Origin of the sequence: Bradyrhizobium sp. sGM-13 (genome assembly GCF_018398875.1) — a bacterium.
GTDB lineage: Bacteria > Pseudomonadota > Alphaproteobacteria > Rhizobiales > Xanthobacteraceae > Bradyrhizobium.
On record NZ_JAGWDK010000093.1, the window covers coordinates 1 to 6,222 of the forward strand.

Consider the following 6,222-nt stretch of genomic DNA (forward strand, 5'->3'; position numbering starts at 1 on the left):
CAGGGAAGGCCGGGATGCTCCCGCTGTACCTGTATGCTCGTGTGCGCTTTTGCTTGCGCAATGGCACACGAGACCGCGGGTGCAGCCAGCACCCGGCCTTCCCTGCGCCCTCTAATTTCCAAGAGGGCCAAATCAAGAGCAAACCTCGGGCGCAATGCGTCGCGAGATCGCCGCCTGATATTCAGTCGTCATCCCCGCGAAGGCGGGGATCCAGTATTCCAGAGACAGCAGTGATTGAACCGAGAAGTCGCAGCGTACTGGATCCCCGCCTTCGCGGGGATGACAGTCCGCGCGGGGAGGGCGACTGCTCGAGGCGAAGCCTTTCGTTCCGAGGACGCGACTTCCATGGCTTCGGCACAATTTTTGCCGAATGATACAGACGACGAGAAGTAGCGACCCATTTTTCGCAGTGCAGCAAAGGATGCCAGGTCGGCCCCTGCTAACGGGCAATGGCAATTCAGCAGGCTTGTCTGTATTGATGCAACTGGCATGCAAGCTGCGGAACGTCTCATTCGCGTTCGGCAAAAAAAGTCTGGGAGGACATATGCGCAAACTGATTCTGGCTGCGGCGTCGATCGCGGCATTGACTCTGATCGGACCGGCCGCTGCGCAGTCGCCGATCGTGATCAAATTCAGCCACGTGGTGGCGACCAACACGCCGAAGGGGCTCGCTGCGGAGAAATTCAAGGAACTGGCCGAGAAATACACCAACGGCAAGGTCAAGGTCGAAGTCTATCCGAACTCGCAGCTCTACAAGGACAAGGAAGAGCTGGAGGCGCTGCAGCTCGGCGCGGTGCAGATGCTGGCGCCCTCGAACGCCAAATTCGGCCCCATCGGCGTCAAGGAATTCGAGGTGTTCGATCTTCCATACATCCTGCCCGACCTCCCCACGGTGCGTAAGGTCACCGACGGCCCGCTGGGTACTAGGCTGCTCAAGCTGCTCGAGCCGAAGGGCATGACCGGTCTCGCCTACTGGGATAACGGCTTCAAGCAGATGAGCGCCAACAAGAAGCTCATTTCGCCGGCCGACTATCGCGGCCTGAAATTCCGCATCCAGTCCTCGAAGGTTCTGGAAGCCCAGTTCCGTAACCTTGGCGTGGTCCCGCAGGTGATGGCGTTCTCGGAAGTCTATCAGGCGCTGCAGACGGGCGTCGTTGACGGACAGGAGAACACCTGGTCGAACATCTATACCCAGAAGATGCACGAGGTGCAGAAGTACATCACCAACACCAATCACGGCTATATCGGCTACATCGTGGTTGTGAACAAGAAGTTCTGGGATGGCCTGCCGGCTGACGTCCGTGCCCAGTGCGAGAAGGCGATGAAGGAAGCCACCGCCTACGGCAACGGCCAGTCGCAGAAGGAAAACGACGACGCGCTCGCCGAGATCGTCAAGACCGGCAAGAGCGAGATCATCAAGCTGACGCCGGAGCAGGACTCGGCCATGCGCAAGGCGATGGAGCCAGTCTATAAAGACGTCGCCGGCCGTGTCGGCCAGGGGCTGATCGACGAGTTCATGAAGGAAGCCAAGGGCGCGACCAACTGAGATGACGTTGTCGGGCTTCCGTGCCAAGGCACGGAAGCCCCTTATATATTGGGGCTCGGCAACACACGGCCGCGAAGGAAGGTGAGGCGTCGCAAAAGCCTGACCTGAAGGGGGGACATTGATACTGCTTCGCATCCTCGATCGGCTTGAGGAGATATTGATCGCGACGCTGATGGCGCTCGCGACCCTCATCATCTTTCTCGCCGTCTGCCACCGCTATCTGCTCGGCATTCCCTTCCTGTTTCCGATCCTGTTCCCGATCAACCTGTCCTGGGCGCAGGAGCTCTGCATCTACATGTTCGTGTGGGTCGCCAAGTTCGGCGCCGCCTATGGCGTCCGCACCGGCATCCATGTCGGTGTCGACGTCGTGGTCAACCAGATCAAGTCGCCCTGGAAGAACGCGATCGTGCTGTTCGGACTGCTTTGCGGGGCCTTCTTTACCGTCGTCATCGGCACCATGGGGGCGCATTTCGTCTACGGGCTTTACCACACCGACCAGGTGTCGCCGGACCTCGAGATCCCGAGCTGGTTCGTCTATCTCTGCATTCCGCTCGGCTCCTACCTGATGTGCTTCCGCTTCCTGCAGGTCGCGTATCGCTACTTCTTCACGGGCGAGCTTCCGCACCATGACCACGCCCATGTCGAGGGTGTCGACGTCGACGCGCCCGGTGCTGGTGTCGCGGAGGTGACACGATGACCTCCTTCATTATCTTCGGACTGCTGATCCTGCTGATGCTGACCGGCATGCCGATCTCGATCGCACTCGGTCTCACGGTGCTCACGTTCATTTATGTGATGACGAACGTGCCGACCGAGTCGGTGGCGCTAAAACTGTTCACCGGCATCGATAATTTCGAGATCATGGCGATCCCGTTCTTCATTCTCGCCGGCAACTTCCTGACCCATGGCGGCGTCGCCAGACGCATGATCAATTTCGCGACCACCATGGTCGGGCACTGGTATGGCGGTCTGGGGCTTGCCGGCGTCATGGCTTGCGCGCTGTTCGCTGCGGTGTCCGGCTCGTCGCCCGCGACTGTGATCGCGATCGGCGCGATCATGTTGCCCGCGATGGTGAAGCAGGGATTCCCCAAGCGCTTCGGTGCCGGCGTTATCACCACCTCCGGCGCGCTCGGCATCCTGATCCCGCCCTCGATCGTGATGGTGATCTATTGCGTGGCCACCGGCGGCAGCATCGCGCTTGATCCCGCCGGCCAGCGGGTATCGTCGGCGTCCGTGGGCCAGATGTTCATGGCCGGCGTCATCCCCGGCATGATGCTGGCGTCGCTGCTTGGATTGACTACCTTCTACCGCGCCTGGAGGAACGATTATCCGCGGCTGCAGCGCGCGAGCTGGGGCGAGCGCTTCACGGCGTTTCGCAAGTGCATGTGGGGATTGCTGTTGATCGTGATCGTGCTCGGCGGCATCTATGCCGGCATTTTCACACCGACGGAGGCGGCCGCGATCAGCGCGGTCTATGCCTTTGTGATTGCGGTGTTCGTTTATCGCGACATGTCGCTCAAGGACGTGCCGAAGGTGCTGCTCGGCTCGGCCAATATGAGCGCGATGATCCTCTACATCATCACCAATGCGGTGCTGTTCTCATTCCTGATGGCGAACGAAAACATTCCGCAGCACATCGCAAACTGGATCACCTCGATCGGCGTCAACTGGATCATCTTCCTGCTTATCGTCAACGTGCTGCTGCTGCTCGCCGGCAATTTCATGGAGCCATCGTCGATCGTGTTGATCATGGCGCCGATCCTGTTTCCGGTGGCGGTCAAGCTCGGCATCCATCCGGTGCATCTGGGCATCCTGATGGTGGTCAACATGGAAGTCGGCATGTGCCATCCGCCGGTCGGGCTCAACCTCTACGTCGCCTCCGGCATCGCCAAGATGGGCATCACCGAGCTGACGATCGCGGTGTGGCCATGGCTTTTGACCATGCTGATCTTCCTCGGCATCGTCACCTACGTGCCGGAGCTCTCGTTGTGGCTGCCGCGTGCGTTGGGGATGCTCTAGCAATATCGCATTGCGGTGGATCAAACGGGTCACATTACATCTTGGTAAGGGAAGCCCCCCTTGCCAATCCGTAAGTTGAACGCCGACTGACGCAGGATCATCTTCATGCAACCTTTCAAGGAGGTTCGCATGAGGAAATTCACCATCGCCGCCGTCGCGGTTCTTGCCATCGCCGGCTCGACCGCAGTCTATGCCCAGCACCGCCATTGGGGCTATGGCCATATGCGGATGAGCCCGGAGGATCGGGCGGCCTATACCGACGCGCGAATCGCGGCCGTGCATGCCGGCCTCAAATTGACGGCCGAGCAGGAAAAGCTGTGGCCGCCGGTCGAGGCCGCGGTCCGGGAGCTCGCCAAGCTCAGAATCGATCGCGCCAATGCGCGGATGCGGGACGATTCCAGCCAGCAGGGGCCGGACGATCCGGTGACGCGGCTGCGCGAGCGCGCCGAGACCATGTCGGCAACGGCTGCCGCGATGAAGAAGATCGCGGACGCGGCCGACCCGCTCTACAAGACGCTGGATGACAGCCAGAAACGCCGGCTTGCCGTCCTGACCCGAATGGACCGGTTCGGGGGCAGGGAAGGCTGGCGGCACCGCGAGCACTGGCGCATGGACCGCGACTTCGATCGCCATCGCGACTATGACCGGAACAGGTATGACCGGGACGGCGGCCCGGACCGGGGCGGCCCCGAACGGCTCTGAGGCGCCCCTGATCGGCGCCCGATCCGAACATGGGCGAGAAGCCGCTGAAATCTAGCGGCTTTTCGCCGTTCCGCCTCTCAGCCAAAGCCCGGGAAAACTCCGCCCAGCTTGCTGGACATCCCGGGATCGCTTTGCTAAACGACGCCCTCTCGCGAGAGCTTGCCGGACTTAAAACATCCGGGCGCATAGCTCAGTTGGTAGAGCAGCTGACTCTTAATCAGCGGGTCCCAGGTTCGAGCCCTGGTGCGCCCACCAAGCTTCTCAGGGACTTAGCCAGAGAAACCGTTTGAGGAAACCGAATTAAAACGGTTTTTCAAACGGTGTTTTTTTCTGGTCGAACAATCCGCTCTCTACAATGTGATTTGGATGGGAGCACGCAGGCGCCGCGAGCTCGACTATCCGGAACGTGGAGCGGCAAGGTGAAAATGACCTTCAACGCCAAACTCGCTTGCGATAATCCAACAGACGGGATCAGACTTGGCCCTCTCAATTCTGAAACAGGGGTTCGATTCCGCTAGGGGCGCCTAAAATCAAATACTTCTTGGGCCTGCCAGATTGGAGCGTCCAGTGGGTCTCTAGCTTGATCATGGCGCCAGATTGCCGGACCTTCGGCTCAGAAGTCTGTTCAGCTACGTGAGTGATGAAGTGAAGGTCGTTGACCGCGGCGCTGGCCCCTTCGGGCAAAACGCTGACTTAACAGGGATGCGAATCCTCCCTCTCCGCCACCTGACCGCGACGTGCGAAAAACCCAATAAAACCGAGCGTTTCTCGAGCCACCGGATTCGGACGGTGGAGAACCGCGGTGGAGACCCTGGCGGAGACCGCAGCCGGCTCAGGTTGCCATCATTACCCAACTGGCGAAAGCCCGGATCCTTCGAAAACAGGCCAGCTTTTTGACGGCCGAGTCCTTGAATCCGGCTTCAGCGATCCGACGGGATGGGGGCATCTCTGACGTTGCATGCCAATGCAGGTCACGGGCCAAAGCAGGACGCTGTTCGAGAAATCTGCAGTCAATTCCCAACAAAACCCCCCGAACCAGAAAAGTCACCGTCCAGCTTTCCGAGAAGGTGTTCGAACAGCTCGAGGCTGCAATCGACCGCCCAGGCGTCGGCAAGAGCATGGTCGTTGAGGATGCGCTTGAACGTTTTCTGAGCCCAACCCCTCCTGTCGAAGACCTCTTGCGGGAGCAACTTGACCAGATCCATGCCAGGCTTGACCGTTTTGACAGGGACATGCGTCTCATCGCTGAGACGGTCGCACTGCATGCGCGATCTCACCTAACGGTCATGCCGCCTCTACCGGAATCGCAGCAGCGAGAGGCGTGCTTCGCGGTGACGAGCGCTTCAAGCTTTTGGCAGAGCAGGTCGATCGGCGGGTCCGGCTAGGTCGGCCGCTGATGCAGGAGACGATCAACCGGCTCAGCGCCGCAAACCTCGACCAGTCCGAGCCCGAGATCGGCGAGGGCGGGCCAAGCGGTCGCGGGTCGAAACAAGTGAATGAGGAAACCGCCTCGGAAACCGATGAAGACATCCAAGACAAACTGAGTGCTGCCGCCCGGGAGGACGGCAGCAACTCCAACTTTCGGCACCTCCCGAATTCGTTCTGCTCGCCGGCGTGAGAAGAGCAAGGCTGGAGCGCCAACGGAGCCGGCCGTATCGTCAAATGTTGAGCCGAAGCCGGCAGAGGCGTCTCTTGGCTCCAGGAGCCCGCTTCAAAAGTGGCGGCTAATTGCGTGCGTCTTCTTCCCCTTTGTTGCGGGCTACTATCTCTCCTATCTCTTTCGGACCATCACGAGCTCAGTGTCGGGTCAGCTAATATCGGAGTTTGGGCTCGATGCCGCAGACATCGGTTTGCTTGCGTCGGCCTACTTCCTGTTCTTTGCGGCCGCTCAGATCGTAGTTACCAAGCATCACCTCATTATTGCCCATGAGGTGACCAACGTTGGGTCTGACCGG

At 60.0% G+C, this 6,222-nt stretch carries 6 protein-coding genes and 1 tRNA gene; 6 read left to right on the plus strand and 1 reads right to left on the minus strand.

The window, feature by feature from the left end:
- Window positions 1–544: 544 nt before the first annotated feature.
- The 5 genes from KJQ96_RS37755 to KJQ96_RS37775 all read left to right on the plus strand — a co-directional run bounded on the left by KJQ96_RS37755 (window position 545) and on the right by KJQ96_RS37775 (window position 4,522).
- Window positions 545–1,546 carry a TRAP transporter substrate-binding protein gene (locus tag KJQ96_RS37755; protein WP_213291081.1) on the plus strand — a complete coding sequence of 334 codons (1,002 nt, stop codon included), beginning with the start codon at window positions 545–547 and terminating at the stop codon, window positions 1,544–1,546.
- Between the two features lie 121 nt (window positions 1,547–1,667).
- A complete protein-coding gene (locus KJQ96_RS37760) occupies window positions 1,668–2,243 on the plus strand; it encodes a TRAP transporter small permease (protein ID WP_213291086.1) in 576 nt (191 codons plus the stop codon).
- Window positions 2,240–3,565: a TRAP transporter large permease gene (locus KJQ96_RS37765; RefSeq protein WP_213291082.1), complete on the plus strand. Its 1,326-nt coding sequence runs from the start codon at window positions 2,240–2,242 to the stop codon at window positions 3,563–3,565. Before KJQ96_RS37760 ends, KJQ96_RS37765 begins: the two co-directional genes overlap by 4 nt.
- A gap of 129 nt (window positions 3,566–3,694) precedes the next feature.
- Window positions 3,695–4,267, plus strand: a complete 573-nt coding sequence (locus KJQ96_RS37770) for a Spy/CpxP family protein refolding chaperone (RefSeq protein ID WP_213291083.1) — start codon at window positions 3,695–3,697, stop codon at window positions 4,265–4,267.
- A gap of 179 nt (window positions 4,268–4,446) precedes the next feature.
- A tRNA-Lys gene (locus tag KJQ96_RS37775) sits at window positions 4,447–4,522 on the plus strand.
- 755 nt (window positions 4,523–5,277) lie between these two features.
- Here KJQ96_RS37775 and KJQ96_RS37780 read toward each other — a convergent pair.
- Window positions 5,278–5,532 carry a hypothetical protein gene (locus KJQ96_RS37780; protein WP_213291084.1) on the minus strand — a complete coding sequence of 85 codons (255 nt, stop codon included), beginning with the start codon at window positions 5,530–5,532 and terminating at the stop codon, window positions 5,278–5,280.
- Between the two features lie 131 nt (window positions 5,533–5,663).
- Here KJQ96_RS37780 and KJQ96_RS37785 point away from each other — a divergent pair, with 131 nt between their 5' ends.
- Window positions 5,664–5,885, plus strand: a complete 222-nt coding sequence (locus KJQ96_RS37785) for a hypothetical protein (protein ID WP_213291085.1) — start codon at window positions 5,664–5,666, stop codon at window positions 5,883–5,885.
- The last annotated feature ends 337 nt before the right edge of the window (window positions 5,886–6,222 follow it).